27 protein-coding genes and 1 pseudogene are annotated in these 26430 nt (G+C 55.0%); 11 read left to right on the top strand and 17 right to left on the bottom strand.

Annotated features, from left to right (window positions below):
- Nucleotides 1–164 precede the first annotated feature (164 nt).
- The gene (locus J3Q04_RS09095) at nucleotides 165–809 is read right to left on the bottom strand and encodes a hypothetical protein (RefSeq protein WP_434606742.1); all 645 of its coding nucleotides are present in this window, start codon (nucleotides 807–809) and stop codon (nucleotides 165–167) included.
- Nucleotides 810–1177: 368 nt separating this feature from the next.
- On the opposite strand from J3Q04_RS09095, the gene J3Q04_RS09090 reads away from it, so the two are divergent.
- Nucleotides 1178–1387, top strand: coding sequence for a hypothetical protein (locus J3Q04_RS09090; protein ID WP_434606744.1), 210 nt, complete (start codon nucleotides 1178–1180; stop codon nucleotides 1385–1387).
- A gap of 437 nt (nucleotides 1388–1824) precedes the next feature.
- Here J3Q04_RS09090 and J3Q04_RS09085 read toward each other — a convergent pair whose 3' ends face one another.
- Together J3Q04_RS09085 and J3Q04_RS09080 are read right to left on the bottom strand one after the other, a co-directional pair.
- The gene (locus J3Q04_RS09085) at nucleotides 1825–2172 is read right to left on the bottom strand and encodes a response regulator (protein ID WP_434627669.1); all 348 of its coding nucleotides are present in this window, start codon (nucleotides 2170–2172) and stop codon (nucleotides 1825–1827) included.
- A gap of 53 nt (nucleotides 2173–2225) precedes the next feature.
- The gene (locus J3Q04_RS09080; RefSeq protein WP_420765752.1) at nucleotides 2226–2555 is read right to left on the bottom strand and encodes a hypothetical protein; all 330 of its coding nucleotides are present in this window, start codon (nucleotides 2553–2555) and stop codon (nucleotides 2226–2228) included.
- An 892-nt stretch (nucleotides 2556–3447) separates the two neighbouring features.
- Between J3Q04_RS09080 and J3Q04_RS09075 the strand changes: the two genes are divergently transcribed.
- From J3Q04_RS09075 to J3Q04_RS09060, 4 genes and pseudogenes are all read left to right on the top strand, one after another.
- Entirely contained in the window at nucleotides 3448–4263 is an 816-nt protein-coding gene (locus tag J3Q04_RS09075; RefSeq protein ID WP_420765751.1) for an alpha/beta fold hydrolase, read from the top strand.
- Nucleotides 4253–5419, top strand: a complete 1167-nt coding sequence (locus J3Q04_RS09070; protein ID WP_434606748.1) for an ATP-binding protein — start codon at nucleotides 4253–4255, stop codon at nucleotides 5417–5419. Before J3Q04_RS09075 ends, J3Q04_RS09070 begins: the two co-directional genes overlap by 11 nt.
- 488 nt (nucleotides 5420–5907) lie before the next feature.
- Nucleotides 5908–6597, top strand: a pseudogene (locus tag J3Q04_RS09065) (methyl-accepting chemotaxis protein); the annotation flags it as partial.
- 165 nt (nucleotides 6598–6762) lie between these two features.
- Nucleotides 6763–7530 carry a methyl-accepting chemotaxis protein gene (locus tag J3Q04_RS09060; RefSeq protein WP_434635637.1) on the top strand — a complete coding sequence of 256 codons (768 nt, stop codon included), beginning with the start codon at nucleotides 6763–6765 and terminating at the stop codon, nucleotides 7528–7530.
- A gap of 324 nt (nucleotides 7531–7854) precedes the next feature.
- Here the strand turns inward: J3Q04_RS09060 and J3Q04_RS09055 are convergent, their stop codons facing one another.
- The gene (locus J3Q04_RS09055; RefSeq protein WP_434606750.1) at nucleotides 7855–8289 is read right to left on the bottom strand and encodes a CHAD domain-containing protein; all 435 of its coding nucleotides are present in this window, start codon (nucleotides 8287–8289) and stop codon (nucleotides 7855–7857) included.
- Between the two features lie 13 nt (nucleotides 8290–8302).
- Entirely contained in the window at nucleotides 8303–8488 is a 186-nt protein-coding gene (locus tag J3Q04_RS09050) for a CHAD domain-containing protein (RefSeq protein WP_434635527.1), read from the bottom strand.
- A gap of 432 nt (nucleotides 8489–8920) precedes the next feature.
- Between J3Q04_RS09050 and J3Q04_RS09045 the strand changes: the two genes are divergently transcribed.
- The 6 genes from J3Q04_RS09045 to J3Q04_RS09020 all read left to right on the top strand — a co-directional run bounded on the left by J3Q04_RS09045 (nucleotide 8921) and on the right by J3Q04_RS09020 (nucleotide 15406).
- Entirely contained in the window at nucleotides 8921–10141 is a 1221-nt protein-coding gene (locus J3Q04_RS09045) for a multidrug effflux MFS transporter (RefSeq protein ID WP_434606754.1), read from the top strand.
- Between the two features lie 12 nt (nucleotides 10142–10153).
- Nucleotides 10154–10762 carry a TetR/AcrR family transcriptional regulator gene (locus tag J3Q04_RS09040; RefSeq protein ID WP_434606757.1) on the top strand — a complete coding sequence of 203 codons (609 nt, stop codon included), beginning with the start codon at nucleotides 10154–10156 and terminating at the stop codon, nucleotides 10760–10762.
- Nucleotides 10763–10856: 94 nt separating this feature from the next.
- Entirely contained in the window at nucleotides 10857–12101 is a 1245-nt protein-coding gene (gene tyrS, locus J3Q04_RS09035; protein ID WP_434611631.1) for a tyrosine--tRNA ligase, read from the top strand.
- Nucleotides 12102–12462: 361 nt separating this feature from the next.
- Nucleotides 12463–13086, top strand: coding sequence for a hypothetical protein (locus J3Q04_RS09030; protein WP_434606760.1), 624 nt, complete (start codon nucleotides 12463–12465; stop codon nucleotides 13084–13086).
- A 1256-nt stretch (nucleotides 13087–14342) separates the two neighbouring features.
- Entirely contained in the window at nucleotides 14343–14558 is a 216-nt protein-coding gene (locus J3Q04_RS09025) for a hypothetical protein (protein ID WP_434606762.1), read from the top strand.
- A 470-nt stretch (nucleotides 14559–15028) separates the two neighbouring features.
- Nucleotides 15029–15406, top strand: a complete 378-nt coding sequence (locus J3Q04_RS09020; protein WP_434606764.1) for a hypothetical protein — start codon at nucleotides 15029–15031, stop codon at nucleotides 15404–15406.
- Nucleotides 15407–15437: 31 nt separating this feature from the next.
- Here the strand turns inward: J3Q04_RS09020 and J3Q04_RS09015 are convergent, their stop codons facing one another.
- From J3Q04_RS09015 to J3Q04_RS08960, 12 genes are all read right to left on the bottom strand, one after another.
- Nucleotides 15438–15695, bottom strand: coding sequence for a hypothetical protein (locus J3Q04_RS09015; RefSeq protein ID WP_434606767.1), 258 nt, complete (start codon nucleotides 15693–15695; stop codon nucleotides 15438–15440).
- Nucleotides 15692–16066: a hypothetical protein gene (locus J3Q04_RS09010; protein WP_434606769.1), complete on the bottom strand. Its 375-nt coding sequence runs from the start codon at nucleotides 16064–16066 to the stop codon at nucleotides 15692–15694. The genes J3Q04_RS09015 and J3Q04_RS09010 overlap by 4 nt, the downstream gene beginning before the upstream one ends.
- Entirely contained in the window at nucleotides 16063–16488 is a 426-nt protein-coding gene (locus tag J3Q04_RS09005; RefSeq protein ID WP_420765740.1) for a cell wall hydrolase, read from the bottom strand. The genes J3Q04_RS09010 and J3Q04_RS09005 overlap by 4 nt, the downstream gene beginning before the upstream one ends.
- A 70-nt stretch (nucleotides 16489–16558) precedes the next feature.
- Nucleotides 16559–17221: a hypothetical protein gene (locus J3Q04_RS09000; protein ID WP_434606771.1), complete on the bottom strand. Its 663-nt coding sequence runs from the start codon at nucleotides 17219–17221 to the stop codon at nucleotides 16559–16561.
- A gap of 314 nt (nucleotides 17222–17535) precedes the next feature.
- Nucleotides 17536–20619: a host specificity protein J gene (locus tag J3Q04_RS08995; protein ID WP_434606773.1), complete on the bottom strand. Its 3084-nt coding sequence runs from the start codon at nucleotides 20617–20619 to the stop codon at nucleotides 17536–17538.
- Nucleotides 20620–20679: 60 nt separating this feature from the next.
- The gene (locus J3Q04_RS08990) at nucleotides 20680–21255 is read right to left on the bottom strand and encodes a tail assembly protein (protein ID WP_420765737.1); all 576 of its coding nucleotides are present in this window, start codon (nucleotides 21253–21255) and stop codon (nucleotides 20680–20682) included.
- A 461-nt stretch (nucleotides 21256–21716) separates the two neighbouring features.
- Nucleotides 21717–22610 carry a hypothetical protein gene (locus J3Q04_RS08985; RefSeq protein WP_434606775.1) on the bottom strand — a complete coding sequence of 298 codons (894 nt, stop codon included), beginning with the start codon at nucleotides 22608–22610 and terminating at the stop codon, nucleotides 21717–21719.
- 242 nt (nucleotides 22611–22852) lie between these two features.
- Nucleotides 22853–23638 carry a C40 family peptidase gene (locus tag J3Q04_RS08980; RefSeq protein WP_434606777.1) on the bottom strand — a complete coding sequence of 262 codons (786 nt, stop codon included), beginning with the start codon at nucleotides 23636–23638 and terminating at the stop codon, nucleotides 22853–22855.
- A 3-nt stretch (nucleotides 23639–23641) separates the two neighbouring features.
- Nucleotides 23642–24325 carry a phage minor tail protein L gene (locus J3Q04_RS08975; RefSeq protein WP_420765734.1) on the bottom strand — a complete coding sequence of 228 codons (684 nt, stop codon included), beginning with the start codon at nucleotides 24323–24325 and terminating at the stop codon, nucleotides 23642–23644.
- A gap of 40 nt (nucleotides 24326–24365) precedes the next feature.
- Nucleotides 24366–24740, bottom strand: a complete 375-nt coding sequence (locus J3Q04_RS08970; RefSeq protein ID WP_420765733.1) for a hypothetical protein — start codon at nucleotides 24738–24740, stop codon at nucleotides 24366–24368.
- Complete coding sequence (locus tag J3Q04_RS08965; RefSeq protein WP_434606779.1) at nucleotides 24737–26092, bottom strand: pyocin knob domain-containing protein; 1356 nt, start codon at nucleotides 26090–26092, stop codon at nucleotides 24737–24739. The genes J3Q04_RS08970 and J3Q04_RS08965 overlap by 4 nt, the downstream gene beginning before the upstream one ends.
- Entirely contained in the window at nucleotides 26089–26421 is a 333-nt protein-coding gene (locus tag J3Q04_RS08960; RefSeq protein WP_420765731.1) for a phage tail protein, read from the bottom strand. The genes J3Q04_RS08965 and J3Q04_RS08960 overlap by 4 nt, the downstream gene beginning before the upstream one ends.
- Nucleotides 26422–26430: the final 9 nt, after the last annotated feature.

The raw sequence follows: 26430 nt of genomic DNA, 5'->3' as shown, positions 1-26430 counted from the left end.
CCCTCAGCGTCTCTCGTCGACTTGCCAGTGCTAAACCTCAGCCTAATTAGATTAAAGACTCCAGCATTGATCTCAACCGCGCGAGCGCCGGCATTCATCGATTTTCTTGTCGATACGTTTGGCGGTGAGCCGTTCTGGGGGATTTCGGCAGCCGGCTGAGCTCGTCAGTTTTTGCAAACCACCTGCGGAGGCGCTGCAGGCTCCAACTTTCGGGGAATCACAATTGAAGTACCAGGCAAAGTGGTAACTTCGAGAACCGCTAACACGCAGAGAAGCGCTTGCTCGCCATCTTTGTTTGGCCTGGTGCCCACCCCAACCAAAGCCTCGTAATCCTTCCCTGGCTCCAGCTTATAAACGAGTGCCTGGCCACCGCAGGACCAGTAAGTGCTGCCATTGCCACCTATGGTCGCGCCCAGGGTCGCAAGTTGAAATGGAAGGTCAGTCCTGACGCGATACTCGGCTACGACCTCTTTGTATGCCCCTTCGCCCATCCGAATGGCAGGGATGTACTGGGCAAGAGTAGGCGAAACTCGTTTCGGCATGCCAATGCTTGCCGAATTAAGAGGGTACTGCGGATAGTTGATGTTCGCCGTCCCGTCACGCCCGAAACGTCCGGCCTGAGCCATCTTGTGCCGTGTAGCAGGAGCACAACTGCCAACGATGCTATCGCCGTACACATCGGAGTTGGTGATGACACGAACACGCGCAATTGCCTCGGATTGAGCAGGCTCTTCGTATGGAACTGAAGGAATTCCAGAACAACCCGCAAGTACGACACCAAAAAGCGTTACGAGAGTGACAACTCGCATGACCATATCCCTATGTATTCGAAGTTCGCTGATTGGAAAGGGAACAAACCCAGCCGTAAAGAGCGGCAACAAAAAAGGGCCCACCTTTCGGTGAGCCCTTCTAGACCGCCCAGCAGAGCGGATTTTGTTTGGTAGGCGCGATTGGACTCGAACCAACGACCCCCACCATGTCAAGGTGACCGTACTTCCATACCAACCTATTGATTTAAAAAGAAAAACCTTTGTCTAATGCACAGCCAAAAACAGCTATAGACCCCTTTAAAATCAATAAGTTAGCGTTGTATATTCCTACAGTATTTTCCTCCCATGGTCCAACTGGCCCCCATCCCCACGCGCTGCTAAACTGACCCATGAGCCAGGAGCTGCCGATGCCAAATCACGACCTAATCCCTTCGCTGCTACACAAAATAAATGAAAATCAGCTTGCCCTGGAGGCAGCCATTCTTGAACTGTCCAACTGGGTGGAGGCGCGCGGCTCAGTTGAAGTTGCCGACAACGTACGGGGAGCTCTGGACACGATCGAAATGAACGAGGAGTTCATCAAAATGGCGCTCGCGGTTCTAATGACGCCTGAATGATCGCTTTCGGCCGATTTTGTTGGAATAGTCGGTCTGCCCAAACTGCTGCTTAGGGGAAAAAAGCCTTTTTTCGCTGCTGCGTGAAATCCGAGTCCTGGAGCATCTGCCAAAAATAAAAAATCAATCTCGGAAGCGTACTTTCCTGATGCGCAAACCATAGGCGACTTTTTCAACACAATCGGCCAATCGAGGCCGTTCCGCACGAAGATTGTCCTCTGTCACATTGCGCTCGCTAGCGGCTACCAGATATCGCCTGCACGCCTTCAGACCTATGAGCAGAATTCCTGGCTCAAGGCAATGCGCTTTCAGCCATAAGCAGCTGAGGAACAGCATTGATTCAACGAAGATATGCGCCAGAGCTGGTTTTTTTGTCAAGCGTTTGCTCTGCGGCCAGCTTCATGAAACAGGCAGCATTGAGGAAAAGCAGAAGTATTGGACTATCGAGGCTCAGCGCAACTAGCTCTCATAGATTTTCCCTGTGTCAATGCCAGCGCAACAGCAATTCTTTCCTTCAGTTCTTCTTGCGAAAACGGCTTTTGCAATACGGGCCGCAAGGCAAACTCGCCCTGGAGTGCGGCGCGACCGTATCCCGAACTAAAGAGGAAGGGAATTTCGCGGTCGCGTAAAATCTCGGCGACAGGGAAGACTAACTGGCCGGCCAGGTTTACATCCAGCATCGCCAAATCCACCTCAATCGAGCGAGCGACGTCGCACGCCTTCCCGAGTTGGGCAACGGACGCAACGACCACGCATCCGAAGTCCTCCAACATATCCTCGATCAACATGGCGACTGCGCCCTCGTCCTCGACAACGAGCACCCTGATTCCATTTAAAGCGTTCACAGGTAGTTCGCTCCGATAGGGAATGAGATGCGGCTAACCATCCCTGCAGCAAGAAACGGGAGCTCAATCCTTTTGTCCTGACGACGCTCTATACAGCGCGTCATCAAACGCAACCCCAATCCATGCCGCGTTAATTCAAAAACTTCACCCAGAATTACACCGTCACAGCTGACGCCGTGCAGGCATACCGTACCGTTGTTGAAGGAATCTTTCGAATCGGTGTCTTTACACACCAGCTCCTCCGTCACGGCATGAAGCGCGGAGGCGTCCTGCAAATAATCGATCACTTCTTGTATTTTGCCATGCCTATCTTCGAATGCGCGCATATTAACCATAGCCACCAGCCGCGTGTCGTCTGGACCTATAAATTTACTGCCAACATGCCTAGATTCAACGCAGTTTAGAGCACCGTTGCCACCGGGTCTTCGTCAGCCGGGACCGGCGCCCCTTCCGGCAAGAGCAGCTATACGAGCCGCGGGCACGATCTCCATTACGCCTGAGTCCGAGCACACTGCGCCACAGCCGAGGCACCTCCGTGATGTATCTGAGGATCCAGCCGTCGCTGTCGCACGAATAGACGGCGCGAGGAAACGTATCGAGCGTGTGCTCATCAAGATTAGCATGTCGTACTCCTGAGCGCTTCGGGAAACTCTTGGAAACCGAAAGCGCATGACATCAGCTCTTCAAGCAAGTTATCAACGTTGACGCCTAGTCACACATGGTGTGCTCCGGATCCCCAGCCTGCGAGCTGCTGGTCTCATTCTAGATTTTAGTAGGAGACTGGTCGCAGGGAAACAATAGGAGTGAGTCGTGTTGACTATTCATTCCTGGTATCGGTTTCATACGCTGGTTTCCGGGGCGCCCCTACAAGCTAAACATCCTTGGTCTGGGCCACTCCCGCGAGCGAATCTGACGCTATCGGGCTACGGTGCGAGCGTCCTGCTGGTACAACCGCCCAAACAGGTTATCTGCCAGCGCCTTTGATCGTGTTGGAGGAACAAGCTATCGGTGCGGTAGAAAATTACCCAGGTCGCTGGGGTACGTACAGCCGCCGCGATAATCTACACCCGACCCCGTGGCCAAACCCGTACCACAAAGGCCAGCGTCTATATCAATAGCCCTTCGCGGACGAGTGCTCGATGAACTTAATAAATGACCTATCGAGCCTGCCTATATACACTCCGAGGGACTTGGTCATTACCTTGTCTGGAAATGCACATGGATCTTAAACATCGCAACAACCTGAACGTGATGGGCGAAGGTCCAGCCACGCTGATTTTTTCCCATGGTTTCGGCTGCGACCAAACCATGTGGCGTTATCTCATAGGCCATTTCGTGGACCATTTCAGGATCGTCGTGTACGACCTCGTCGGCGCCGGCCGGTCAGACATCAGCGCGTATGACCGGACAAAGTACAACTCGCTGGACGGATACGCCTTAGACCTTAACGAAATCATTGACCAGTTCGCCATCGGGCCAGTGATTCTGGTAGGCCATTCAGTAAGCGCGATGATTGACGTCTTAGCTGACCGGCAAGTACCCGGTCGCATCGCTGCTCATATCATGGTGGGCCCATCTCCATGCTATATCGACTCCGACAATTATGTGGGTGGGTTCACGCTCGAAGACATCCAATCACTCCTCGACACTCTAGATGACAACTACCTCGGCTGGTCTAGCAATATGGCACCGGTCATCATGGGTGCGCCTGGGCAGCCCGAGTTGGGCGCTGAGCTAACTAATAGCTTCTGCCGTACCGACCCTGAGATCGCCAAGCACTTCGCAAGAGTGACCTTCATGTCGGACAACAGAGGAGACGTTGCTGGCTTGGCTACGCCGACCCTGATCCTTCAGTCTACCGACGACCTGATCGCTCCCGTTGTCGTCGGCGATTATTTACGCGACAGCATGCCCAACAGCACGCTCGTCCTAGTGGATAATGTGGGTCATTGCCCTCACATGAGCGCGCCGGGCGCCTGCGCTGATGCCATGGGTAGCTTTGTACAGCCTTGGAAAGGGTTAAATGCACGGTAAGCCTCCACTGCTCGACCCGCTAAGACTCTATGAAGAGGCGCCATGCGGGCTGGTAGTGACGACAGAGGACGGGGCCATACTGCGCTCCAACCTTACGTTCAGGCACTGTATCGGTTTCAGCGCACAAGAGCTTCGGAACAAGCGCTTTCAAGATCTGCTCACAATGGGCGGGCGCATCTTTCATCAGACGCACTGGGCGCCACTGATGAAGTTGCAAGGCTCTGTCGCCGAGGTGAAACTCGACCTGCTGCATCGTGATCGGAGCAAAGTCACGATGCTCGTGAACGGGATCAGGCGCGACGGGACCAACGGTGTAGAGCACGAACTTGCGCTCTTCACATTATATGATCGAGACAAGTACGAAAGGGAGTTAATTAAAGCCCGGAAGCTCGCCGAAGAGCTACTGCAGCAGAAAACGGCTGCCGAAACGGAGCTCCGTCTGGCTCAAGCGGAACTGAGCAGGGCTTTCGAGAAAGCCCAGCAACGTGCATCATTTGCCGAGCAAATGGTCGCAATAGTAAGCCACGACCTGAAAAATCCACTGACAGCAATCAAAATGGGCACAGACGCGCTCGCACGCGGCGAGAGCCTCCCTAAGAAAATCAAGATACTCGGCTACATAACGCAGTCAGCTAACCGTGCAGAACGCTTAATCGCGGACCTGTTGGATTTGGCCCTGGCCCGGGTCGGACAAGGAATCATCGTCTCTCCTCGTGCCGTGGATTTTCATGATCTTATCCGCCGATGTGTCGAGGAACTGCGCGTTGCGTTTCCCAACGCCAAACTTGTTCACCACGCAAATGGGACAGGCTCTGCGCAGCTTGACGCGGACCGAGTACACCAACTCCTCGGTAACCTTATTGGGAACAGCGTGACCTATGGTGACCTGGAGCGGCCGATCACGATTACTTCAACTGTGGATGATGACACTGCCCATGTATCGGTCAAAAACTATGGTGTTCCAATTGCGCCATCACTGATGACCCGATTATTCGAGCCGATGATCCGAGGCGCGGACCCCGAAGATGGCGTACGCAGCGTCGGTCTTGGGTTGTTTATAGTCCGGGAAATCGCCAAGGCACATGGCGGCCGGGTATCGATCAGCTCCGATGAGAAGGACGGCACTTCATTCACTGTCGCCTTTCCGCTCAATTAAGCTGCACCCTCCCGCAACTTGACCGCGCCTCCTAGCCCCGCTCGGTTTATCTCCGCGCTGTCCTGCTGTACTGCAGCTTAGCTGTCCACGTTCAAGGACGATAGGACAATGGTGCCATGGCATTGGCTGCTTTCCCGAAAGTAATACAGGAACAGACTTGTCTGGTTGGAAGGGATTGTATCGTTAAGTTCAAGGACGCAGCCCTGCCCCTACAGAGTCGCTCATTGATCGCGGAGGCGACAGGCAGCTCCCGGCCAAAAGCTGTCATTCATCTGATCTCCAAACCAACGGAAATCATAGGGAGGACGATAACCGAGAATTTACAAGGCACCAGCGGTCAGACTCCCCTCAAGAACCGCTCTGGCACGCCGATGACGCAGATGTTAGTTTGCGCGGCTCCGGCCACGAACCGGAACCGCAGACAGGGATGTTTGGACGTCTTTTACGCCTAACCAGGCGTACTTCATTCCTGTCATGAGTATCATCCGATGCTGCAAAAATCCCTGAGAACTCAAATCCTCGCGCTGCTGAGCGGCAGCCTGTTGGCGATGTTGCTGATTGCTTTAGCATGCTTTCATTTCCTGTCCAACGGCGTGCAAAACTACGCCAACTTGATCGAAGGTCCGCTACACACTTCGCAATTGATCGACGAGGCCAACCTGCAATTCAAGGTGCAGGTTCAGGAATGGAAAAACGTATTACTACGGGGCAAGCAGCCGGCAGACCTGGATAAATATTGGAAGCAATTCGAAGACCGTCAGCGCGACGTACAGGGGATTCTTGGTGAACTGGCTAACCAGAAAGGACTGGATGGCCAACTCAAGACCCGCATCGAACGCCTGCGTGACGAACACCGTCAGTTGGGCAGCGCTTACCAGAAAGGTCGCGATGCCTATATCGCCGCGGGTGCAGACCCCGCTGCAGGCGACGCCGCCGTCAAAGGCGTTGACCGTACCACCAGCGATCAGATGAGCGAACTTGTTGGCGAACTGCGCAAGCAGGGCACCGAGCAATCTACACTGATCAGCGCCGCTGCAAATCGCACGGTGATGCTCGGGATTATCGTGATGCTCGCCTCGGGTCTGTTGATCGGCCTGTTGAGCCTTTGGCTGATCAACCACAACTTGGTTGACCCCATCCGCAAGCTGATCGACTACGTGGCGCAACTGAGCCAAGGGAAATTTGCCGAACGCGTGGCCAGCAGCCGTGAAGACGAGTTGGGCAAACTAGCCATAGCCGCCAACACTTTGCGCGACTTTCTCGCCGAAACCTTCAACCGCTTGCAGCGCAGCGCCAAGGATCTGGACGGCGCAAGTGGCGAGTTAAACGCCATCGCCGGTCTCATGGCCAGCGGCACTAACGAGCAGTTCAACCGTACCGATCAGGTGGCTACGGCGATGAACGAAATGTCCGCCACCGCCCAGGAAGTGGCTCGTCACGCAGCCGATGCCGCACGCGCCGCCAATGATGCCGACCAATCCGCGCAGCAGGGCGAAAAAGTCATGCGGGGCACCATTCACACCATCACCCAAATGCGTGGCGAGATCGCCAACACAGCCACGGTCATCCGTCGCCTGGAAACCGATAGTGGCCGCATAGGCAAGGTGCTGGAAGTGATTCGCGGCATCGCCGAGCAGACTAATTTGCTGGCGCTTAACGCGGCGATCGAAGCGGCCCGTGCCGGTGAAGCCGGACGCGGTTTTGCGGTCGTGGCCGACGAAGTGCGAAACCTAGCCCAGCGTACGGCGGCGTCGATCATCGAAATCAACCAAATCATCCAAACGGTGCAAACCGGCGCGGTGGACGCGGCTCAGGCCATTGAAAGTGGCCAGTCGCGCAGTGAAGAAAGTGTCGCGCAAGTGAATGAGGCCGGAGCGATGCTGGAGCGCATCACCCATGCTGTTGAAGCCATTCGCGACATGAACCGCCAAATTGCCACCGCTGCCGAAGAGCAAACCTCGGTGGCGGAAGACATCTCGCGCAACCTCACTGAAATCACCACGATTGCCAGTACCAACCTGAACAACATGCAGCGCACCGAAGCGGCAAGCCGGAACCTTCACGAGTTATCAGGGCAGTTGAATGAAGTGACGGCACGTCTGAGTGCTTAGCCGGACCGTTAGTGATTAGATCGGCTTCAGAGCTGCCATGTTGGAAGACCGAGCCCCGTATTTAGTCAGAGCCTTATACGGGGCAGATGCTCTGACCAAAGATTCTCAGCATCTGTGTAGCCTTCCGGCGGTGATACTTAATCTACTAAACGTATGCTTTTTTTGGGTGCCACTTGGGGCAGTTTTTTTGCCAGGTAATTGTGGCAGCAACTGCGCCAGGTCCAATAATTGGGTCTCCGCTTTTTCAAGCGCTGTAACTGCGTAGTGCTGCCAAACCTTTTCAAGTGGCCGCAGGTCAGATTCCGTCAAGACTTTCTGGTACCATTAAAAATGGTCATGCCAGGCACCCAAAGCCAACTGCAGGGCCTTCAGAGAACTCGCCGCTTTACGCGAGAGCGGTGACAGTTTGGGAAACGCTTCTGTGAGATAGCGAGTCCTCTTTACCAGAATGCGCAACTCGCGGCGATCAAGTCCAGGGTCGTCCAGCGCAGCATGCAAACGGTCAATCTGCTTTTTAAGCGATTTTTCAATTTGGGGCTGTAGGTGTTTTAAGCCGCCTTTAACTTCAACTGAGCGGAAGGCGAAAGGCCATTCATCCAATTGAGTATATAGATTCTTGAGGGCTGGGCTCCCCAATATATTGGAGTAGCCTGTTGCCAAGCGTGCTTTTCTGAGCTGAGCCTGATCAAGAAAGCTTCTTTCCTCCAATTCTTCAATCATTACCTCAAGATCGCGAGCGGGTGTGGTAAGCCTCCCCACGTCCGCTGCAGCATTATTCAGTCGCCGCGACTTCGCTCAGAGAGCGCATCGGCCGGAGCAAGCTTCGGATTCGCCTCACGGCTATCCTAAGGTCGTGCAACGCCTCGCTATCAGTCCCTGCTTCCAATCGAGCACGCGAGTAGTACAGCGCAATCTGTAGAGACAATATTTCAGCGACAAACCTGTCTACGAATGACATTCGGTCATCTCTTTGAAACGGTATGGTCACGACCATAGCAGAAGTGTGGACCGTCAATTTCTGACTGAACTCCGAAGAAATTACGCGCATCCACCAGGGGAAAGCCACCAATCACAAGGTGATGTGGGAATAGCTTCTTTGGGTCGTTTCCTGCCCCTCAAGAGGCAGCAGTCGACCAAAAGCGGACGTTCGTAAGCGGTCGCTCACGGCCAGGTGCGGTCGTTCAGAATAGAGAATAAATTTGCTCAGTTTGGCTTTGCGTAGCTCTGCGCCAGGGAATTTCTCTAGCGGCACGCCCAGTCTGCCCGCCGTATGCCAGTCGCCTGCTACTTACGTCTGAAGCTCATCAACAAAGTTGACCCGCGCCTAGACAATACCTAGAATGTCACATTCCTACCGACCGGTAGGCAGCAAATTCGGAGAGGTTGAGAGATGGACGCCCTGCAGCAAGAACGAGTCCCCGTGAAGTTGGCTATCGGGTTAGGCGTGATCGGAGCCTTGGGCCCATCCGCAGTCGACATGTACCTTTCAAGCCTTCCTGAAATCGCCCGAGATTACGACACCAGCTTCGCAAGCGTTCAACTCACCTTGACGTTTTTCCTGCTAGCCATGGGTGCAGGGCAGCTATTGTTCGGGCCGCTCGTGGACGCATATGGGCGCCGCCAACCGCTCTTGATTGGTTTGGTGGTGTTTATCTTGTGTTCCTTGGGCTCAGCGTGGGCGCCGACCCTGTCAGCATTGATCGGTTTCCGCTTCGTGCAAGGCTTGGGAAGCGCAATGACGCTTGTCGTGATCATGAGTACTGTCCGGGATGTTAGCCGAGGAGCGACGGCCACTAAGCTGTTCGCTCTGTTAATGACCATTGAAGGCCTGGCCCCAATTCTGGCACCGGCATTGGGTGGGTTTATTGACTCATACTTTGGCTGGAGGGCAGTGATGCTCACGCTCGCAATCTTAGGCGTTGCAGTGCTGATCAGCAGCTGGCTGAATCTCCCGGAGACATTGGCAGTTAACAACCGTGAGCCTCTGCGCCTGGGTGCTGCGTGCCGTACTTACCTAACGATCGGCAGCGACCGTCGCTTTTTGCTACCAACGCTGGCAGTCGCTGCGGTGTTTTTTTTCCTTTTCGCCTACATTGGTGGGGCAACGTTGGTGTACCAAAAGTTTTACGGATTAACGCCGCAAGCCTTCGGCATCATGTTTGGTGTAACAGGGTTTGCCATTCTGGGTGGCGCGATGATCGCCGGTAGACTCATCACAACATTGGGCCTCAACCGCCTGACGTGGATCGGCGTGGGCTGCATAGTACTAGGCGCGTTCGCTACATTAGTGGCCACAACAACGCAGGTCGGGCTACCCGGGATTGCGGCAGGTATGGCAGTAGCGTTGTTCGGGTTGGGCATTGCAGAGTCGACATTGATGTCGCTCGTCATGGCCTCTCAAGAGCGTGCATTGGGTTCAACGGCTGCGCTGCTGGGGGCCTTCCAACTGTCTGTTTCCTCGAGCGCTACGCCAATTTCAGCAATAGTGCTAGATCACGGGGTCATCGCCTGGACAGCGCTACTGACTCTCAGCGCGCTGCTGGTTTGCTTGCTGACGTGGGTGAGCCTTCCTAAGAACGGCGACGCAACATTCAGCCTAGCTAGCCATTGAAGGAAGCAACTGATGACTACGAGAAACCTAACTCCGGCGGCTGAGCGAATCGTTCAGCTTGCCTTGCTGCACTTTGCAGATCGCGGTTACGACGCGGCGTCACTGAACGATATTGCCGGCAGCGCCGGCATCAAGAAGGCCTCGCTGTACGCACACTTCACAGGCAAGGATGAGCTGTACACCGCTGTGCTCAATCTCGCGCTGCAAAGCGAACGAGACTATGTCGAGGCCCAGTTCTCAGCAGAGCAAGCCGGCCGAATGCCCGGTGAGCGTTACGTCATTAACCTTCAACTCAGATACGCCGAAAGCAGCGCATTGCGCTTTTTGTTGCGGGCGGCTTTTTACCCTCCTGCACCAATTGAGCGGGACGTGAAATCAGGTTTCGAACATTACCTTGTGGCCGTTCGAGAGCGTTTTCAGGCCTCCCTTGAACTGACGTCTCCGGCGATCACGTCTCAGTATGCCGATTTGCTTGCCGAGGCCTACCTGGCGTTGATCGACAGTCTTCACGTCGAGCTTATTTATGGGAACGATGCGGCCTATTCACGCCGTCTCGATGCGTTACGGCAACTGATCAGCCTCACTGGCATACCGTTGGTTCAGGGCGTTGCGCCTGCGTAGGCTTAAGTTGAACGGCGCTGCGCCTGGTGGCGTGCGTGTTTGGCTTTATGACTTTTTCACGCGCAGTGCTTAATGGGCATTGCGCTTGTTTCGGATACACATGATGACTCCTAATACTGATCTCATCGCGACACTCTCCAGCCGGGGATTCATCCATCAGTCCACCGACCTCGAAGGACTTCGCGCGCACTTGGCCACCGGCTCGCGCACAGTTTATCTGGGCTTCGATGCTACGGCAGACAGCCTGCACGTTGGCCATCTCCAGGGTCTGATGCTCATGCGCTGGCTGCAAAAGGCAGGGCACCGCCCGATCCTGCTGATTGGTGGTGCCACCACACGTATCGGCGACCCAAGCTTTCGGGATGAAAGCCGGCCCGTGCTCACGAACGAGCAAATCGATGAAAATATTGCCGGCATCACCCGTACATTTGGGCGCTACCTCACTTTGGGAGAGTCAGCAGGTGAGGTCGTGGACAACGCCGAATGGCTGGATAAAATCGGCTATTTGAAGTTCTTGAATGACGTCGGACGCTACTTTTCGATCAACCGTTTGTTGACCTTTGACGCCGTGCGTCAGCGACTGGATCGCGAAAATTCGCTGTCCTTTCTAGAGTTCGGTTACACACTGCTCCAAGCGCATGACTTCACTGAACTGGCCAAGCGTTACGACTGCACCGTACAGTTGGGCGGCGCTGATCAGTGGGCCAATATCATCAACGGTGTAGAGCTAAGCCGCCGTCGTGACGGGCGTGAGCTTTTCGGATTGACCATGCCGCTGCTCGCGACAGCCGACGGCAAGAAAATGGGTAAATCGTTGAACGGTGCCGTTTGGCTTGATGGCAATCGTCTGTCGCCTTTTGACTTCTGGCAGTTCTGGCGCAACTGCGACGACCGCGATGTCCGCCGTTTTCTTGCCCTCTTTACGGAATTGCCGCTCGACGAGGTAGATCGCCTTTCCAGCGTCGAAGGCGCCGCGCTCAACGCAGCAAAGATTGTTCTGGCAAACCACGTTACCGGGCTTGCCCACGGCGTAGAGGCTGCTGCACAAGCCAATGCCGCCGCTCAGTCCCTATTCGCAGGTGGCAAGCAGGCAACTGACCTGCCTGTATTCACTATTGAGCGGTCGAAGCTGAGTCAAGGCCTTACTATAGCCACAGCGCTAGCGCAGTGTGGTTTGGCGCCTTCGCTGAGCGCCGTAAGGCGTTTGGCTAAAGGCGGAGGTCTGAGGCTGGAAGGAAAAGCACTCCAGTCTGGCGATGAGGTTTTGGACGCCACCCAATCGCGGTGGCATGTCAGTCTCGGTAAGAAACGGCACGTTTATCTAGAAGTAACGGACTAATTACGTTGCGATAGGCGACGGTCTACAACGACGCCTTTTTTGAAGCGTTTGGTAGATGATCGTTGCGTTGATAAACGCACACCGAACGTCCGCTCTTGGCCGAAAGCTGCCGTCGACGCAGCTCGTCGCCTAGCCCTCGTAAGTATTGCCTTGCCTTGGATGCTGTGCACATACAGAACCAGGCAAGCGACCTCCCACGAATTTTGAACAAGCCAAAGCGCTGAGAATCAAGCAATGGCGCGATACGCTCGGCGATCACGACTTCTGGTCACAGAACCCCGAGGCGTATCGGTCCAGCCTGCTTTTTGCAAGCGCAAGGCTGGCCGAGGAGCGGTTGATTGATCGAGACGAACAGTTTGGCATGGATGAACTAGCGAACTCCGCATACTGGCTCGCAGTTGAAGAGCTGCAATCGACGACGGTCCTGTATCACGGCGCGTCTCAATACGACGTCGTCGCGCGAGACGGCTCCTCGAACCTTGGCACGATTCATCAATCAACCTTTTCGGAAAAAAGCGAGGGCGGCTGCATCCGCCCCTACGACGGAAATGTGTATCGCCAAGCTGGAGAGTTGAAGCTGATTTACAGCGCGGCGCCAACCACGGGCGTGATTGAGAGGTTTTTCCTTACCTTGGATCATGGTCGCCAGTTTGACTTGGTTGAGACAGCCAGAATGATCTTAGGAGTTGTCTATACGCCCGTTGAAGATCCAGACGTCTACCGGTGGCTTGTCGATGCCCTGCAAACCGCGCGCGAAAATCGAAATTTAGTGCTAATGGAACAGCTTAGGCCGTTTGCGGAACTGGCAAGGTTCGTCCTGTGTTCATCGTGCTTGGATCGGTTTGGCGAGCGCGACGATTGCCTATCTTGCAACGGCTTAGGGTTCGTCGAAAGACTGAAATGCCCAGGTAAACTTCCCTTGGAGCGTCGAGGTCCACTGGAAATAACCAGCGAACCCGGGGTGCAAGATGTGCGGCGGAGTTGAGGCAGCGGACAAAAACAGAGCGTATGAACGGGTCAGGGTGTATTTCCCGAACCCCAAGGCAGCAATTCCCGTGGTACTGCAGGACGGGACGGATCTTGGCTGGGTGCGATGGGGGCGCCGTCGAGAGGAGAAAGGCACAGGCCCATCAGGTGGGTGGGCAAAACTAGAGACGGTGGAACGAGGGGGATGGGAAAAGTATCACCCGCAGCGAGCGCTGGGACTTGTGCAGCGATACATGGAGAAAGATGCGGATCGCGTGTCGCACTGGTTCGATATGAACGAGGGCTTTGGGCTTGAATGCCTAATATTAGGTGAAGGCGATGCTCGGCGCGTGTACATAGTCACCACTTCCCCTCCTCCGGAATATGCATTCATACACGACCGCTGGCCGATGATCGGGCGGATTCCCGGCGGCACCGGCTGACCCCAGAGAGGCACGGCGCCACCATATTACTAACTGTTTTTCTGGCTTATCCTCTGGACCCTACGAACCCGAGGCTGCGCCATGGATAGACTAAGTAGGGCTGAAATAGAGGATGCCTTGGGACGCTTGCTACCAGGTAGCATGGTCAAATGTGTTTTATGGGGTGACGGTACTGCCTCTCTTACGGTAACAGGTGAAACCGGAGAATCATTTGCAGTGGTGGGTCTGGTGAGAAGTGACTATCGAGGGGAAGCCGGATTGAAAAACCTCGCTACGCATATCTTTGGGGACATTCAGCTAGCCCGACAGGGCTTGAAAACCCACAGAGCACAACCACTGGGAAATATTGGCAATCAATTGAGCATCACCACCCCACCGCAATACAAAGCCCGCCACTAGGCGGGTTTCTGTTTTTGGTTGCTAACACTCGTTCGATTCATCCTTGATGGACCGGGCGTACAACGCTAGAACTTTCTCAACAAGCCTGCGCCATTCTGCGTTATCGATTATCCCCTTCTGCCTATATTCGTTCAGCAATTCGGAGGAGAAGATGGTACTGTTTTTCAGCATCGGGACGGCTATCCGGCCGCCTGAGGAGCTCTCTCCATGCACTCAACGCCTGCTCCTTATCCAGCTCAGCCATCGTCCTTACCTCCCAAACATCATCACGTTGTTGAGCCTAGCATCACGGCAACGTTCCAATTTATGGGATAGGCTATGGGAATTCGGCCTTAGCTCCGGTAGGGCAGCAAGCTGTAGGCTACCGTCCGTCGGTAACCAAAGCGTGGATCCCATTACCGGTCCATCGAGGGGGACCTAAAAGGAGATAACCTTGAAGACTGAACAGCGTTTGCAACAAAAAGTCCTGCGATATGCGGAGGCGGAAATCCACAGCATTTTGATCGGTCACGGATCCGCGCTGTTCCACTATCACCAGTTGATCATGATGCTCAACGGTTACGTTCACTGCGACATCATCAGTCAGCGCGAGGCAGATGCAATCACGGCTGATGCCAAAATGGCACTGGATAATTCTCTACGTCATTGATCATATTGCGTAAGCTCTTTCAAATATGCCTGGCAAGCAGCAAGCTTCATTATTGCTCCGTCTCCATCGTCGGTAATGGAGATAATTCGTTGAGCATGCGCTCGGTCAAGTTGGGCTCTTGTTCCTCCATGAATCCTGCCGACGGCGCCGCGGCATGTCGACATTCATGACCGGCACCCCGTCGTGATCCCGCAGAAACCGCCCGTGGTGGCTTGACTCAGCTACGCCGCAGGAGGGCGCGGAGCAGATTGTGCTGCACAAGGGCGAACCGGCCGAAGCCTTCGAGTGGCTCAAGGTTAGCCACGTTATCGGCAACGCGCGCAACCAAGGGGGCCGAGCTAGCTCGCCCTGTCGCCGGTTTACCCATCTGACACTCGTCGCCATAACACCCAATCGATCAACCTTGGCTCTAGCAGCGACTACGCTACAAAAGGCCTGATGGCCTGCAGCCTATTTCAAGGAAGATCAAAATGAGAATCGCCACTTTTTTTTTAACTTCTTGCCTAACGTTCCCTTCAGCTGCAGGTATGCAGCTGGATTACAAATGGTCGTATGATGATGATTCAGAGTACTCCATCATTTCCTCTATTGAGACCGGGCCTACCGTCCAGGCAGTTATTCGCCGCGTAGGCTCTTACTTTACCTCCTACACCATGATCGAGATCGACTGCACTACTAGGTACGTACGCCAAATGGGATACCACAGCAGCGTTGTAGGTGCTCAAGCTGCTAAGTACGACCTTCACAGCCGCTTTATCGAGGGAATGCTTGCCCACAAAGTACACGCGGTGCTGTGCAGAAGCTCACCTATGACGGAGGAACACTTAACAAACCTACCTGCCGAATAGGTCCCACCTAGTCGTCAGTGATATTAACCCGTTACCGACACGCTAAAACTGCTGCGACAAGCTCCCGCTCATAGCCCATGCGCTGCCGGCGCTCAGCCAGCAGCGCCCGGACTTTCACCTCGAGCGAGTCGGACTTCTTAAGCCCATCAGCTGCCCAGAGCGGTGCCGCCACCTCCTCGGTCTTGCATGGCACCTGCACGGGAATCTCCACCCGGACCGTTCGAATCTCAGGCTCACGACCGGCGCATCCCGCCAGCGCCAGCACACCAATCAGCAGCATCGCCTTCATAAGCCAAGCTCCCGATCGATGATGGATTCAGCCGCGGTGCACTGGGCGCCGCCGGTTCGCTCCTGCAGGAGGCGATTGGCTACCGCGTAGTCTGGCTGGGCCTCTTCCCTGGCCTTATCCTGCGCCAATGCGGCATTCCGCTCCCGCAACTCAGCCGCCAGAACAAGCTCACCCAGCTTCCGGCCTTGCTCGCCGGCCAACGATTCTAGGTTGTCACGGGCCAGAGTGGCCCGGGATAGGTCTTTGTTGGATGCGTCCAGCAGTGGCCTATAGTGGGCAGCAGCCAGCCACCCACCGAACCCCGCTCCTACGGAGAACAGCAGCAACGCCAGCGCGCCCAGGACCAACAACTTCAGCGTGGCGGGACTCATGGCACATCCTTGAAAAAGATGTGGTGCCGGAGGCGGAAAGTCTGGGTGGCGTCCTTGGCCCAGATCGGAGGATTCGGCAACGTGGTCGCGTAATAGTGGGTCGCGCCATTGGTGATATCAGGCTCCGCGCCGGAGATCACCAGATCCGCCGCCCGCTGTGCCTGGGCGAACTGCTTCGGCGGGATTGGCTTGGCTCCGCTCAAATAGGGATAGTTCGGGTCGTTCTTGTTCCAGCAACTGAACTGGTAGGGTTTAAGGCAAACCCCTGCATAGCCCTCTCCCCACCAGGAGCGGTCCTTGCGATCATTCACGCGATTGCGGATTACGCAGCCCACGGCAACCTGGCCGGCCAGCCCCTCCCCGCGGGCTTCGGCCCACAGCGTGCGCGCGAGGATGTCGCGATCCTTTTCTGTTGTAGTCATTTACATTTCTCCAGGCAAAAAAAATCCCGCTCTGGGCGGGCTTGGAATTGGGTTGGGCGAGATGAACGAGTTAGAAGCCGGTAACGTCTGCGACCATAATCACGGGCATTGGCCCAATCGGTGAATTGGCAGGCGGGCTGGTTGTCGGCGGCCCTTGATTCGCTAGAAGCCCCGACGTGACAGTTCCACCTGACACCCTGACCGACCGAATCATCACCATGAACGCGAGATTTTGTCCTACCTGATTCTGGCGATATCGCGTGTCATAGTTGCTGATTCCACAGGCGTAGGTACGGCCAATCGCGACCGGCAGTGAGAACGACTGCGTGTCCGAACTGGTTTCATACACTGCGGAAATCCTGAGGATTTTGTTGTTCGAGTCGAAGGTGAGGTTTCCCGCCGAGTCAAAAAGCTGCAAGCCACAACGTGACGGGACAACAGGAGCATCGCCAAAGCAGTAGCAAACGACGCTATTGGTAGTATTCGACCAGAACTCGTAATCAGCAGTGCTGGCAGTAAGAACAACGCTCCTAACTGCAATGGACGATGAAGCCGCCGTCTCACCGAAGAGGACAAACTTGGTTGCCTTGGGCAGGCTTAAAGCAGCCCTATAAATGGTCGAGCCACGTGTCCAACCAGAGATAGTGAATTTGCCCAAAAACGAAACCGTCAGGACATCTGAATCGATCTGAAGGGTGTTGGTGTCCCTGAATACCTGAAGCCCTATTGGCATCTACCTAACTCCATAGAAAACCTGGCACCCGACCCTAGGGGCATTCGCAGTGGTGCCCTGCCCCCGGAAGTCGGAAAAGCTCCACGAAATGGTGGTCCCATTGATGGTGATGAACGGCACGCAAACAACCGTGGTATCGCCCCCACCTACCCCTTTTGCAGAGAAAAACCATGGGCTTCCCCCTGCAAATCCAGGCACAAAAACAGAACCATTTACCGTTCCGGTGAAAAACGATCCTAGGTATCGCCCCGTGATCGTGTCGGTTGTGAAGGACACCGAGCCGTCAGCGTTGTAAACCTCTAATCCCGCTGGCATCACCAGATCCCCAGACGCACTCGAAGCTGCCCTGCCTGATCGAAGACCTGAACAACTTGGTTATTGATCGTGAGCTTGCCTCCACCCGAGACCGCTCCATTGAACTCAATTCCCCCCGTCTTGCTGAGCCTCCAACCCGACACCCCAGGGACATAGTTGGTTGATTGGATGGTATCGCCGATCTTCGCATTGGTGATCGATCCGTCCTGGATAAACGCCGCCTTGATGTAAGCGGTGTTGTTCTGCACCACGAACGGATAAAAGACCTCCGAAGCGTTGGGATCGACTATCGCAAAGCGGCTGGCTGCGATGAGGACTTGGCTGGTGATGATCCCTTCGTCGTTTTCTACTCCAACCCCGATCCCGGCAAGGTAGGGTTTCCCATCAACAGTAAGCTGGGTCTTGATGCTGTACATCGCGGCAAGCTCGCTCTTGAGAGCCTCAATCTCTACCTGGGCGCCGCCGGAATCGATTTTCTCAAGCAAGTGCTTACTGAGCTGGGTTTCCGTGATCTTATCGTTCAGGTAGTCCAGGATTGGCCCGGCATCAGCCGACGACTGTCCAAAGACTGGGCCGAAGAAAGCGCCCATATTTCCAATTCGATCAACCAGGCGTGCCCAGAAGAAATAGGTTTTTCCGGGAGCGAGTCCCATGATGGTCAAGTCAGTCTGTGGGTAGGTGTAGTCACCGAATTTGGTGGCATCCACGATCTGGTTGGTTTCGCTATACCAAATCTCCGTCCGTTGCAGATCCGCAGTGTTTACGCCCTGAGGAATCTCCCACTTCAGTTTGATACCGAACACGATCGACTCGGCAATGAACGAGGAGACTTCTGGTGGCGGCGTAGTCTTTCCGTTCAGCACCGTCTCCGCAGAGGTTGCGAAAACAGAGCCGATATCGAGCGCGTTGATCGCTCGCACCTTCGCCGTGTACCTGCCGGCGTAGATCCCACTGACGTCAATTGATGTCGTCCCGGTACGGCCTGCAAAGATCCAATCACCTTCGTCCTTGCGCCAATACACCTCGTAAGCGATTGCCGCTTCTGGCCTCCCCCAAGTAATTGTCATGACGCTGATCGCGCTACCCTGATCGACGAAATGGTCGTTAGTGAGTGTCACGTTCGTTGGCGGCTTCTGAACGCTCGGGGGAACGACGCTGATTGGCGGACGCTCGATACGGCTGCCGTTGTCGATTGCACCGTATTTGCTCGAGTTGTGCCGTACAGCATTGATGGTGAACTTGATTTCCGTGTCCGAAAAATCTTCCGTTACGGACATCACGCGAAACTGTTGCACCGCCAAGGCAGGTGAGTCGATTGCCCACATGGAGTGAAGCGGCGGCAGCGCCTCGAGGCTTTCCGACAGCACGACTTGCTGTACCTCAGCCGGAAAACCCGTGGTATCAAAAGTGATGTTACCGTTGTCCCACGTGATGCCGGAGCTGTCCCAAGTCAGGGGATAGCCAACGGACTTGATGGCTCGAGAGACAGCCTTACCGTTGGGCATAATCAGGGTGATGGTGTCGCCCGGAAAGGCGGTTACATCCGCGTCGAGCACGAGAGTGTCGAGCGTTGAAGAACGTAGCCGGCCACCGATTCGGCGTCCAGCCCTGTCGTTATCCGCGATGCGGATGATCTGACCAGGCCGCGCCAAGGTGCCATCCAAGCCAACGGAAAAGCTGACGCTCTCCGTCTCCAGGCGGTTAGTAAGCAATGCCCATTTACCAACGCGCTGCGCCTGAGCCTGAGACGTGCATCCGGTAGCTGTGATTTCGGTTTGCTGGATGCCGTAACGAGCGATTCCGGGCTGGTCGTCTACGTACTCAACCTTCTGCCGATAAAAATCCGAAGGATCGTTCCAGCTCACCAGGGCAACGGTATAGCGCGTCTTCTTGGCAGATCCGGTGTAGTTGAATTTCCCGTCGATGACGTTGGCATTCGAGTAGGTATAAACAGGATCCTCTGGTATATCGGCCACGGCCATGACGGAACCAGCAGCCCAGTACGCCATCCCACGGAACGCTGTCGCCAGATCCTGGAGCACGCGCAGCGCATCAGCGCGAACCGAAAGGTACAGATTGCAGGTGAAACGCGGCTCGGTGCCGCCCTTCCCGTCGGGGACTGGCTGATCGCAATACTGACCGATCCGATACAGCTCCCATTTATCCACCTGCCCCGCGTTCAGCAGATGGCCGAGCCCATAGCGGAAATGCAGCAGTAAGTCGTAAAAAATCCAGGCAGGATTATCTGTCCAGGCGCTTTTAAAGGTGCCATCCCAGACTCCCGTGTAGGTGCGCGTCTCTGGGTCATAGTTGCTTGGAACCTTGATGATGCGGCCATACAAATCGAACGAGCGAGTCGGAATCGATTGAAACTGCGACGCATCGAATTGCAGGCCGACGATGGCCGAACCTGGGTATCTCAGCTTCGCGTCGATGATCTCTGTAATTGCCTCAACGTTGGTGGTGTCTGATATCGCGGAGCTGGTGGCATTGGCCGTCAGACGGATCACGCGCACGGTCCAGCCGGTGGTCGCGCTAGGAAGATCGACGCGGTGTGATCGTTCGTATTTTGTCGACGTCTTTCCGCTGAAAGCCGCGTCTAGCACGGACACAAAGGGACCGCCGTCGGTGGACAGCTCAATCCTGTATCGGACCGTGTATCCGTTGGTGTCGCCATTTGTGGTGTTTGTCCGTGCAAGACGTGGAGTGGAAAGTCTGATCCGGACTGCCGAGAGTTGAAGATTGGTTACCGCGCGCACCCAAGGCTGGTCGGAGCGGAGCTCAACACCGACGGCAATTTCGCTCTCCACCGCGGGGAAGCCCGAGATGTGTAGTTGATCTTGACTGCCGGTTCGCACCTCTTGGCTGACGCCGCTGAAGTTCAGCGTTCCATCCGGGTTTGCCAGCGGTGTTTCATCAAGAAAAATGGACTGCATGCCGTTCGCCAAGCCTCGAATCTCACCTTCACTCACCAGGTCGAGAATTCGCGCGAAAGCGGTGCTTTGCAGGTTGTCCGGAGCCTCAACGGAAGGACGCGGCTTCGACTCACCACCCTTGCGTCCGGCTATGGCTAGCTGGGTCATGACTTTCCTTTGGGCGAAAAAAAGCCCGCTCAATGGCGGGCCTCGTGATGGATGCTTCGGTTACATCTGGTCTTCGGAGTAAATACCCGCGCTGATCACGGCGCTGCCGACGATCATGCGGCCATACAGCAGCGGGACAGGGTTGCCTTGGACGCTGGTATTAACCGGGCCGTTGAAGCTATAACTGGGTCGGTTGTTTGGGCTGTCTTGGGTGCCCAGACCTTTTGCCTGGGGACTGAGCATTTGCATCACCCCACCGGCAACCATGGCAATGCCGACCGGCAGAAGCGGGCTGTAGACGAGGCCAACCACGATAAGTACGGCACCGATTATGGTTTGTAGTGCCCCGGCACGCTTTGAACCCTCAATAACTGGAACGATTCGGATGACATCCCTCCCCGTAGGCTTTCCGAGGTCGTCCTCTCCAATGTTCCTATTGCCATTAAAAATGGCAAAACGAAGGCCCTTATCCTTGCTCTCAAGCATAAATTTTTCGAAACCAGCAAACTGCTTGAAATAACCGATGATGTCGCGCCAGCCTGCTCCGGTCGTAATACGGTGCTCGCGCTTGCCAGTGATTTCAGCTAACTGCTTGGACACAATCACCGTTTGCATCTTCTCAAGCAACTGCGACATTTTTCCTCCGAACGAAAAAAACAGCCCAAGGCGGCTTTTATTATTGCGTGGTGAGTGATACATCCATGCTCATCATTTAGTCTTTGAATATCCTGAACTGCCGCTCCTTATGGTGGAGTCAAGTTCATTCAGGCCGCTTCCGCAGGACGATGCCGAGACAATATATGGTCACCTAGAGCCACACGGAATTACGCGGTCTCGCCTGAGCCGGTTTCTGCAGCTCGGCGTCCGTTGATGTTCACAGGAGTCTTACAGCCAGTGCTAACGCAGCCCTCACCGTGCGTCACTACCAACACAGATTTACCACCAAAGGGCGTCCTGAAATGCGAAAAAGCTTAGACGGCGGCACCGGATCGGCTTCGGTTGATCGGAGTCTGCCTGCTAGCGCAGGCAGACAAGACGACCTAACGGAGCATTAAGGCTAATTTCATTTCTCCTTCATAGAAAGACACGCCCTAGCACTATGGCACGAGCGGAGAAACAATCTCATCGGTGATTACTAGAGGGTCGTAATAGGAATTCGGACTGAACGTGAAATAAGCTGCACGCTTAGTATTTTTATTTAAGAGATTGTCACCTTTGTTAGGCCAAGAAGGATAGAGGGCCTCAGGGTCAGGTTTTCCGAAAATTTTGGTCAGATATTTTTCTCCAGAAACATAACTAGCCTTAGTTCCGGGAATGATGACCGCACTGTAGAAAACGCCATTAAAGAAACAGAGGGTTGCCTTATTTACCGGTTCCGCGCTGAATAAGCCAGTAAGGCCCTCTCCTTCGTAGCATACGTCTAGACCGTTCGCCTTAACTTTTTTCAGCGGCGATGGAACGTCAGAATATTTGCGGCCCAACTCGTACCCTAGCAGCTTTACCGAAGGAGTTCGATCTACGGGGATATCAAGATCGCCGACAATGAATTTGTATTGACGAGTCCCAACTCCCTGCAACTCCACTTCTATAAACAATTTTTTTGCGATCGAAACTGACCCGGCGAACGCCACTACCTGTGATGGGATCAGTTGTTTGCCATCTGTCGTCGCGAAAAGCTCCTCGGTGATTTTTCCCTCGTCAAATTTGACATTCACGTTACAAAAGGAGTTGTCGGCGGCGGGGCACCCCTCAGTTCGACCACTATTCAAGTTAAACACTACACCCGGCTTTCCATCTTTATCATCTAAAACCATTAAAGTAACGCTAGGTCCGTCGCCAGCCAGAGGGGATGATGTTTGGCTGAAGACTATAGTGCTTGTGCCGCGCATTTCGTCTTTGATTTCTGACTTCATCCATTCCGCATGGGCAAGAGATGCAATCATCGACCCCAACCCCAAAATAACCGACAGCAACGTTGCGCCTCTGTTCATCAATGCCACTCCTGTGAAAGATGGCACCAAGATATCACCGGTTGGCCGGTGTACGAATCCCAGCACCGCAACGAATCGCGATGTAGTAACGCGATGCTTCGCTCACATGATTGGAAGATGAAGCGAAATGCCAAGCTATTTGACAGCTCACGAAAAATTTGCAATCAACCCGGGCAGGTGGGTCGATGACCTTTAACCATGTCCTGCCATGGCCCACCATAAACGATGACCTCGTTAGGATTTCAGTGCTGTTTTAGCAAAGGTTTTGCGTCCCGGTGACGCCAGTAACCAACGGTGACTTCAGACCAGTACCCGCCGTACACATCCCGCTTGCTGTCGCGGTTGTAGAGGTGATGAAGAATCGATCCGGGCGCCGGGTAGTGCTCTGGCTCACTCCTCAGCACACCGTCGGCCAGGTATATCCCCGCATGGTTGGGCACCGGTGAACGGATCTGCATCAACACGATGTCGCCATGTTGCGGTACGGGTATTTTTTCGAAGCCCGCCGCGGGCAAATTTTCGAGGTAGAGATTGCCGCCCTTATCCCACCAACCGTCTTCCCGCTCATAGCTGCCAAGATCGATACCCATCTCACGACGGTAAAAATCCAGGATGATGCTGAGACAATCATGCACACCGTGCACAAACTTGCGGCCAATCAGAGGTGCCTGATACCCAACCGGCGCGAAGCTCATCAAATTCCCAGCTCGCACTACACCGTCATCGCCTTTTCGCACTTCGAGAATGTGCCAGGGCAAGCCCGACGCTTCGCAGGAGACGCGATCAGCCTCACTCGGTGTGGCAGGATAATCGGGATGGCTGTGTACCACCGCGAAAATGTCGCCCCTGTCTTCAGCGGCTGCGTAATCCTCAGGCGCCAAGCGGAAATGCTCGTTCGGCGTCGAGGCGATGTTGCGGCATGGAACGTAGATCTCTTTCCGACCTACCCTCACCAACAGCCCACACGCCTCGCGCGGATACTCGTCGATGGCGTGTGCCTCGATTGCCGCTCTGTTTGCTTTGTTCATAGATCATGTCCGGAGCAGCCCCGCAGCGGGGAAAGAGCCATATGGGAGGGGGTTATTTTCGCCGAAACGTAGCTTGCAGCTAGTCAAGCGACCGCCGCACTTATCCTTGGCTGCGTCAGTGACGATGACATCGTTCTCGTCGGCAACGGGTGACCCGTTGTAGCCGCAATACGGACCTCGGTAGCCGCCACAGGAAAGCCACCAGCACACGTTGGCTACGATCTGTCTCCGAGGTAGTTGGACTCCAGCGAAATCCAGGGCCGTCGCCAGTTCGAACTGGACAACTTCGTTGTCCTCGGCAGCCTTGCGCTCGACATACCAAATATCTGGTGGAAGTTCTTCCTCTGGGTCCGCTTCGGGCTGCCCATCGAGATACTTGCCCAGGGTTCGATGGCGAATCAGTTTCGCGCCGACGAGATCTTCGAAATACAAAACCAGCGCAGTGATAAAGCCGTCAACGTTGCCCACGGAAAGAGTCGGCGTCGGTTGCGTCCCCTGCCCCGTCATCTCGAAGCCTTCAGCTTTAATCGGCCAAGGCGAATACTCTTTGCCCTGCCAAAATATTGAGGATTGCTGTGGGTAACCATGGAAGCGGTACAGCTCGGCGCCCAGCATCGTTGCATCGAGCTCAAAAAGCTCCACCCAAGCGCCAGGCTCCAGCGTCTGGATATCAGCCGTAATCGGCATGGAGTGTCCTCAGAAAAAATTAAAATCAGGCGAGTGGAGATCAGATGGGCCGTTTTGGGCGCTTTGCTTCGTCTGGGAAATCAGGGTGCCCTTCCTTCCAGGCTCTGAGCGCGATTCGATAGTCCCGCCATTGCCGATCTGTCCCAGGCAAGGCGGCAGGGTCAGAGTCTTCAAGCATCACGAGCTGTTCGGCCACGACGACCATCTCAGAGGATGCCCAATCCGCTTCCCTTTTCATCTGGATCTCCAGCAACGTTCTATCGGAGATTACCCACTCGCCTTTCTCCGATGCGGTGTAAAGCAGGGTCTTCTCATCATCGGGACGCTGACCATTCATTTGAATCCAACCATTAGGGCAGTCCCCACCCACCTGTTGAAAATTGCTGCCAATCTCAGCGTAAACGCACAAGGTCATGCATGGACTCTCCAGACTTTTAAGCGACAAGTTGCGGACGTCAGTCCTGTGGCTGTTTGTCCAAAGGGGTCGCCACTGGCGTTGGATGTGTAGCTAACTCGGCTCGCCCCCGTCTGAACGACCAAGGTGTTCAAGTCCAGTTGTGAGCCCTTGGTGCCGTAGCCGCCAGAGCTGTAGAACCAACCAGCATCGCCCCACTTGCCTCCGATCAGGATCTCCGCCTGTACAATCACCTCGTGCCCAGGGAACGGGTTGGCTACCGTGTAACGGCTGTTGATCGTCACCGTTGCGGGAGCTGCTTCTGTTCCGCCGTTCGGGTAGGCATAGGCAAATCCCACAGTCGCGTCAGTGATGGTCAATCTCCAATCGCTCCAGGCAGCTACATACCTGGATCGCACGTATTGCTCACCTGTGTTGTACACGGTGTACGTCTGAGTGGTGATGCTGCTTCCGAGCTGCACGCTGATAAGTGATCCTGCGGCTGCGACAGGGTAATTCAGGGCCAACGTCGCGTTAGCGTTCGCCTGCTGCATGTAGAAGCCTGTGGCCTGAATATTGTTAAGGTTCGTCCCGGTAGGAAGGTTGATCGCTGAGTTGATCCCAAGTGCAGCTTGAGCGGCTGCGAGCGTAGTCGCCCCGGTACCGCCCTGGGCAATCGAAAGCGCCGTGGTTAGTCCTGATAACGAGGTGATATCGCTATTGGCCCCTTTCGCGGCCTTATTCCCGAGCGAGGCTACTGCATCGCTGATTTGCCGTTGCAGCTTTCCTATGGCCGCAAGGATAGTGTCTGTTGCAGCCACCACAGCCGGGTTTGTCGTGAGGAGTCCGGTGAGCACGCTCGCAACGGTTCTGGCATTGGTCCAATATTTATTGACGCTACCCTCCGGGACTGCATCAGTCGAGCCGGGCGATGCGGAGAGGAGAATGTATTGGGTGCCGCTCCAGCGGTACTGATCATTGGAGTCAGCGGCGACATAGATTTTCCCTGTTTCGCCTGTAGCTGGAAAAGCGGACTCGCTTTCGAACTCGAGTACATCATCGACGTAACTGGGCAACTGACTGGCAGGGACGGTGCCGCTGTCATCCAAAGTGGCAATCCCATTGGGTTGTCCTTTTTCGGCAGCGACTGCGTCAGCCTTCGCCTGGGCTGCGTCAGCTCTGGCTCTGGCGTCCGTTGCTGCTTCCCCAGCGAGCGAGGCTGTCTCACCTGCTTTATCAGCGGCCAGCTGTGCGGCAGTTGTCCGAACATCGAGTTCTGCAAAATTGGACTTGATGGTCTCCCCACCCGAGCGGAGACTCTGACCTGCCCCGTCGTTAGCGCCTCCACCGATGTTGATCGGGACAATGCTCATGGGTGAAATGCCTGTTCAAAAGTTGCGGCCAACCGGTAAACACCACCGCCTGCATGCCGAGGTTGATACTCGCTGCACCGGACCAGCAATGATTCCCCGAAAGGCTCCGTCCAGCTAAAAGCCATAGCGCCTTTATGCGCATCCAGGAATGCCTTGATCTCAGCGATCCGTAACTTTGGTCCAGTGAATGTCAGCGGCCAAGACTGGGTTTTATTGTTCATCCCGTCCTCAGCGACCTGCTCGTATCCGTCGCCAAATTTTGCTGACTTGCGGCGAAAACTCACCGTACCGGAAGGCTCTTTATCCGGAGCCCAGGTGAAAGTTTCCATGCTGTATGT

This window comes from Pseudomonas sp. D4-21 (assembly GCF_051132125.1).
Lineage (GTDB): Bacteria > Pseudomonadota > Gammaproteobacteria > Pseudomonadales > Pseudomonadaceae > Aquipseudomonas.
Note: the sequence above shows the minus strand (reverse complement) of the source record. Positions and strands in the feature narration are given on the sequence as shown.

Excerpts from the sequence above, each read along its gene's own strand:
- J3Q04_RS09095 (WP_434606742.1), bottom strand. The coding sequence starts at position 809 with ATGCGAGTTGTCACTCTCGTAACGCTTTTTGGTGTCGTACTTGCGGGT.
- J3Q04_RS09090 (WP_434606744.1), top strand. The coding sequence starts at position 1,178 with ATGCCAAATCACGACCTAATCCCTTCGCTGCTACACAAAATAAATGAA.
- J3Q04_RS09085 (WP_434627669.1), bottom strand. The coding sequence starts at position 2,172 with ATGTTGATCGAGGATATGTTGGAGGACTTCGGATGCGTGGTCGTTGCG.
- J3Q04_RS09080 (WP_420765752.1), bottom strand. The coding sequence starts at position 2,555 with ATGCGCGCATTCGAAGATAGGCATGGCAAAATACAAGAAGTGATCGAT.
- J3Q04_RS09075 (WP_420765751.1), top strand. The coding sequence starts at position 3,448 with ATGGATCTTAAACATCGCAACAACCTGAACGTGATGGGCGAAGGTCCA.
- J3Q04_RS09070 (WP_434606748.1), top strand. The coding sequence starts at position 4,253 with ATGCACGGTAAGCCTCCACTGCTCGACCCGCTAAGACTCTATGAAGAG.
- J3Q04_RS09060 (WP_434635637.1), top strand. The coding sequence starts at position 6,763 with ATGGCCAGCGGCACTAACGAGCAGTTCAACCGTACCGATCAGGTGGCT.
- J3Q04_RS09050 (WP_434635527.1), bottom strand. The coding sequence starts at position 8,488 with ATGTCATTCGTAGACAGGTTTGTCGCTGAAATATTGTCTCTACAGATT.
- J3Q04_RS09045 (WP_434606754.1), top strand. The coding sequence starts at position 8,921 with ATGGACGCCCTGCAGCAAGAACGAGTCCCCGTGAAGTTGGCTATCGGG.
- J3Q04_RS09040 (WP_434606757.1), top strand. The coding sequence starts at position 10,154 with ATGACTACGAGAAACCTAACTCCGGCGGCTGAGCGAATCGTTCAGCTT.
- J3Q04_RS09030 (WP_434606760.1), top strand. The coding sequence starts at position 12,463 with ATGGATGAACTAGCGAACTCCGCATACTGGCTCGCAGTTGAAGAGCTG.
- J3Q04_RS09020 (WP_434606764.1), top strand. The coding sequence starts at position 15,029 with ATGAGAATCGCCACTTTTTTTTTAACTTCTTGCCTAACGTTCCCTTCA.
- J3Q04_RS09015 (WP_434606767.1), bottom strand. The coding sequence starts at position 15,695 with ATGAAGGCGATGCTGCTGATTGGTGTGCTGGCGCTGGCGGGATGCGCC.
- J3Q04_RS09010 (WP_434606769.1), bottom strand. The coding sequence starts at position 16,066 with ATGAGTCCCGCCACGCTGAAGTTGTTGGTCCTGGGCGCGCTGGCGTTG.
- J3Q04_RS09005 (WP_420765740.1), bottom strand. The coding sequence starts at position 16,488 with ATGACTACAACAGAAAAGGATCGCGACATCCTCGCGCGCACGCTGTGG.
- J3Q04_RS09000 (WP_434606771.1), bottom strand. The coding sequence starts at position 17,221 with ATGCCAATAGGGCTTCAGGTATTCAGGGACACCAACACCCTTCAGATC.
- J3Q04_RS08995 (WP_434606773.1), bottom strand. The coding sequence starts at position 20,619 with ATGACCCAGCTAGCCATAGCCGGACGCAAGGGTGGTGAGTCGAAGCCG.
- J3Q04_RS08990 (WP_420765737.1), bottom strand. The coding sequence starts at position 21,255 with ATGTCGCAGTTGCTTGAGAAGATGCAAACGGTGATTGTGTCCAAGCAG.
- J3Q04_RS08985 (WP_434606775.1), bottom strand. The coding sequence starts at position 22,610 with ATGAACAGAGGCGCAACGTTGCTGTCGGTTATTTTGGGGTTGGGGTCG.
- J3Q04_RS08980 (WP_434606777.1), bottom strand. The coding sequence starts at position 23,638 with ATGAACAAAGCAAACAGAGCGGCAATCGAGGCACACGCCATCGACGAG.
- J3Q04_RS08975 (WP_420765734.1), bottom strand. The coding sequence starts at position 24,325 with ATGCCGATTACGGCTGATATCCAGACGCTGGAGCCTGGCGCTTGGGTG.
- J3Q04_RS08970 (WP_420765733.1), bottom strand. The coding sequence starts at position 24,740 with ATGACCTTGTGCGTTTACGCTGAGATTGGCAGCAATTTTCAACAGGTG.
- J3Q04_RS08965 (WP_434606779.1), bottom strand. The coding sequence starts at position 26,092 with ATGAGCATTGTCCCGATCAACATCGGTGGAGGCGCTAACGACGGGGCA.
- J3Q04_RS08960 (WP_420765731.1), bottom strand. The coding sequence starts at position 26,421 with ATGGAAACTTTCACCTGGGCTCCGGATAAAGAGCCTTCCGGTACGGTG.